Genomic DNA, 3,675 nt, shown 5'->3' with positions numbered 1-3,675 from the left:
GGATCGGCTCGCTGCGCCGGGCGCGACCGGACGTGGTGGTCGACACCCAGAACGGGCTGCCGTTCCTGGCCCGGCTGGCCTACGGCCGCCGGGTCGCGGTGCTGGTGCACCACTGCCATCGGGAGCAGTGGCGGGTGGCCGGGCCGCTGCTGAGCCGGATCGGTTGGTGGGTGGAGTCCACGCTGTCCCCGCGGCTGCACCGGCGCAACCAGTACCTGACGGTGTCGCTGCCGTCGGCGCGGGAGCTGACCGAGCTGGGGGTGGCCGCCGACCGGATCGCGGTGGTGCGCAACGGCCTCGACGACGCGCCCGCCGAGACGCTGGCCGGCCCGCGGGCGCCGGCGCCGCGGGTGGTGGTGCTGTCCCGGTTGGTGCCGCACAAGCAGATCGAGGACGCCCTGGCGGCGGTCGCCGCGCTGCGTGCGCGGATCCCGGGGCTGCACCTCGACGTGGTCGGTGACGGCTGGTGGCGGCAGCGTCTGGTCGATCGCGCCGCCCGGCTGGGCATCACCGGCGCGGTGACCTTCCACGGTCACGTCGACGACGTCACCAAACCCCGGCTGGTGCACCGAGCCTGGGTGCAGCTGCTGCCGTCCCGGAAGGAGGGCTGGGGTCTGGCGGTGATCGAGGCCGGTCAGCACGGCGTGCCGACGATCGGCTACCGCTCGTCCGGTGGGCTCTCCGACTCGATCATCGACGGGGTGACCGGGGTGCTGGTCGACGACTACCCCGATCTGACCCGCCGACTCGAAGAGTTGCTGCGCGATTCGGTGCTGCGCGCCCAGCTCGGCGGCAAGGCGCAGGTGCGCAGCACCGAATTCTCCTGGCGGCAGAGCGCGGAGTCGATGCGCGACGTGCTCGAGTCGGTGCACGCCGGCGAACGGGTCAGCGGGGTGTGGTGACCGAAGGGCTCGCCGCGCCCGTCCTGCTGTACGACGGGGTCTGCGGGTTCTGCAACCGGTCGGTGCGGACGATTCTGCGGTTCGACCGGCGCGGCACGCTGCACTTCGCGGCGCTGGACAGCGCTTTCTCCCGCGCCGTGATCGATCGTCATCCGGGCTTGCCCGGGGTGGACTCGATCGTCTTCGTCGACCGGCCCGGTCAGCCCGACGAACGGGTCAGCGTCCGGTCGGCGGCGGTGTTGCGGGTGGCGAGTTACCTCGGCGGACCGTTCCGGGTGCTCCTGGCGGCCCGGCTGGTCCCGGCGGCGCTGCGCGATCGGCTCTACGACCGGTTCGCCGGCATCCGGTACCGCGTCTTCGGCCGGTACGGCACCTGTCCGTTGCCGGCACCCGCGGTGCGGCCGCGTTTCCTCGACAGCTAAGGCGAAGGCGCGTCGGCCGCCCGCTGCGCGGCCTGCTGGCGCAGGCGCTGCCGCTCGACGAATCGGAACGCGATTCCGGCGGCTCCGGCCGCCAGCATCGCCAGCCACCCCAGGTGGACGGTCACCGCTGCCCAGCGCCGCACCGCCGGCGCCCCCGGGGTGTCGCCGCCGGCCCGGTACAGCCGCAGGTCCGCGTCCCGGTAGGTCGCCGTCAGCCGGTGCAAGGTGTCTTCGGCGGCGCCGAACTCCCCGTCGGTACCCGCCTCGACGACCACCCAACCCACCCCGGCACCGGTCAGTGCGGCCGTGTCGGAGCCGGCCAGCCGCAACGCCTCCACCGCCCGGGCGTGCGTGCCTTCGCCGGGCACGGTGCGCCCGGCCACCACCAGATCGCCGGTGGTCAGCACGTCGGCGCGCAGCCAGCGTGGCAGTGGATCGAGCACCGGCGCCGATCCGGCCCAGTCGAAGCGGCGCATGCTGCCGGCGGGCAGCACCACGACGGTGCGCGGCTCGGCGTTGATCGCGGTGGACACCACCTGCCAGCCATGTGGGTAGTGCACCGGGCTGATCCGGCCGCCGACCCCCCAGGCCAGGTCGGGCAGCGCCAGGATCAGCGCGGCGCAGCAGACCAACGCCGCCGACGGTGGCCGCAGCCAGCGGCGCAAGGTGAGCACCGCGCCACCGCCGGAGAGTGCGTAGCCCGGCACCGCCAGGGCCACCCACTTCTGACCGTCGCGCAGCACGCCGAGGCCGGGGGCGGCGTCGACCACGGTGTGCAACAGGTTCAGACCGGTGCCGGTGGCCAGCGCCGCCGACGCCGTCACCGCCGTCACCGCCAGCGCCAGCAGCGGCACCGCAGCTATCCGGCGCACCACCACCGGAAGTCCCAGCGTCACCACGGTCAGCAGCACCAGCGTCGCCGGGAGTGCGAAGAACGTCGCCCGCGAGCCCGGCACCGCCTCGGAATTCCACAGCCCACCCAGCCCGGCCAGGCTGCCCGCTGTGCCCAGCCCGGGCTCGGCCCGGGCGGCGAATTCGTCCACCCCGGGCGCACCGGCCAGCTGCTGCGACGGCCCCAACAGGAACGTCACCAGCCACGGCAGTGCCGCTACCGCGGCGGCGGCCACCGCGACCGCCACGCAGAACCGACGCGGCCAGCCGCTGCCCGCGCTCACCGCGCAGACCAGCGCCACCGCGGTGGCCAACAGCAGCCCGGTCGGCGTCAGTCCGGCCAACGCCAGCCAGAAGACCAGCGTCAGTAGCATCGGCTTGCCGATCCGGTCGGCCGCGCTGCGCAGCCCCAGCATGGTGGCGGCGACCCAGGGCAGGCAGCCGTAACCGACCAGCAGGCTCCAGTGGCCCTGCAGCAACCGCTCGGCCACATACGGGTTCCAGATCGCGACGGTGACCGCGACCAGCTGACCGGGCAGGCCGGCGCGCGGCAACACCACACCCACCAGCCGGGCCGCCCCGCAGCCGGCCGACCACAGCCCCGCCACCAGCAGGGCTTTCACCACCACCCCGCCGTCGACCAGGGTTGACGCCAGCGCCACGGCGAAGTCCTGCGGCGCCGCCCGCGGTGCCGACTCGCTCAGGCCCAGCGCCGCATCGGTCAGGTAGGACCGGGGGGTGGAGACGGCGTCACGCAGCAGCAGGTAGCCCGGAGGGAGCGCCGGCGCCAGCACCAGCAGGGTCAGTGCCAGGGCGTATCCGGGTGCGGCCCAGCGCAACGCCCGGTCGATCACCGGTCAGGTCCGATCGGCCGGATCCGGCGGGTGCTTTGCCGCCGGACCCGCCGCATCGGCGGGTGCACCGCGACGCCGCGCTTCGCCGGGTTGCACGGTCAGCTTCTCGGTCTTGGCCTCTGCGCCGGGCATCCGCTCGGGCGGCTGCGGCTTGCGGGTGAGAGCGGCCAGCAGACCACGGCCGCCGTCTCGGCCGCGGCTGGTCAGCGCGTCCTCGAGCGGCACGCTGAACCAGCCGAGCAACGCCCCGCCGACCAGGGTGACCAGGCCGGCCGCGGTGAACGTGATCGGCAGCACCCGCGACCACAGGGCTACCCGGTCCCGCTCGTTTCGCGCCGCGTCGACCTGCGCCTCGATGGTCTCCTCGGTGCTGGCCACGGTGTAGTCGACGAACGTCATCTCCGGCCGTAGCGGGTCCCGGGCGAAGTAGTGGTTGGCGTGCACTTGAGTCTTGACGATGGTGCCGGAGACCGGGTCCACCCACATCGTCCGCTGCGCCGCGTAGTAGCGGGTCATGGTGATCTCTTCGTCGGGATCGCCGTCCACCCCCCACACTGGCGCGGTCGCGGTGACTTCGCCGTCCTCGTCGTTGGGGTACAGCGAGGC

4 protein-coding genes are annotated in these 3,675 nt (G+C 73.9%); 2 read left to right on the top strand and 2 right to left on the bottom strand.

The window, feature by feature from the left end; all coding sequences use genetic code 11:
* On the top strand, nt 1-902 hold a 902-nt coding region (locus tag AC2VNT_RS02500), incomplete at its 5' end, for a glycosyltransferase family 4 protein (RefSeq protein ID WP_486945350.1).
* Nucleotides 899-1,324, top strand: coding sequence for a thiol-disulfide oxidoreductase DCC family protein (locus AC2VNT_RS02495; RefSeq protein WP_486945349.1), 426 nt, complete (start codon nt 899-901; stop codon nt 1,322-1,324). The genes AC2VNT_RS02500 and AC2VNT_RS02495, both read left to right, overlap by 4 nt.
* On the opposite strand, the gene AC2VNT_RS02490 is transcribed toward AC2VNT_RS02495, so the two are convergent.
* Both AC2VNT_RS02490 and AC2VNT_RS02485 read right to left on the bottom strand, forming a co-directional pair.
* Nucleotides 1,321-3,054: an MmpA family trehalose lipid delivery protein gene (locus AC2VNT_RS02490; protein ID WP_486945351.1), complete on the bottom strand. Its 1,734-nt coding sequence runs from the start codon at nt 3,052-3,054 to the stop codon at nt 1,321-1,323. The two genes, AC2VNT_RS02495 and AC2VNT_RS02490, sit on opposite strands and share 4 nt — an antisense overlap.
* Nucleotides 3,055-3,072: 18 nt before the next feature.
* Nucleotides 3,073-3,675, bottom strand: a 603-nt coding sequence (locus AC2VNT_RS02485) for a porin PorA family protein (protein WP_486945348.1), incomplete at its 5' end; no start/stop codon positions are given.

This window comes from Mycobacterium sp. TH-M15, assembly GCF_057473705.1.
Note: the sequence above shows the minus strand (reverse complement) of the source record. Positions and strands in the feature narration are given on the sequence as shown.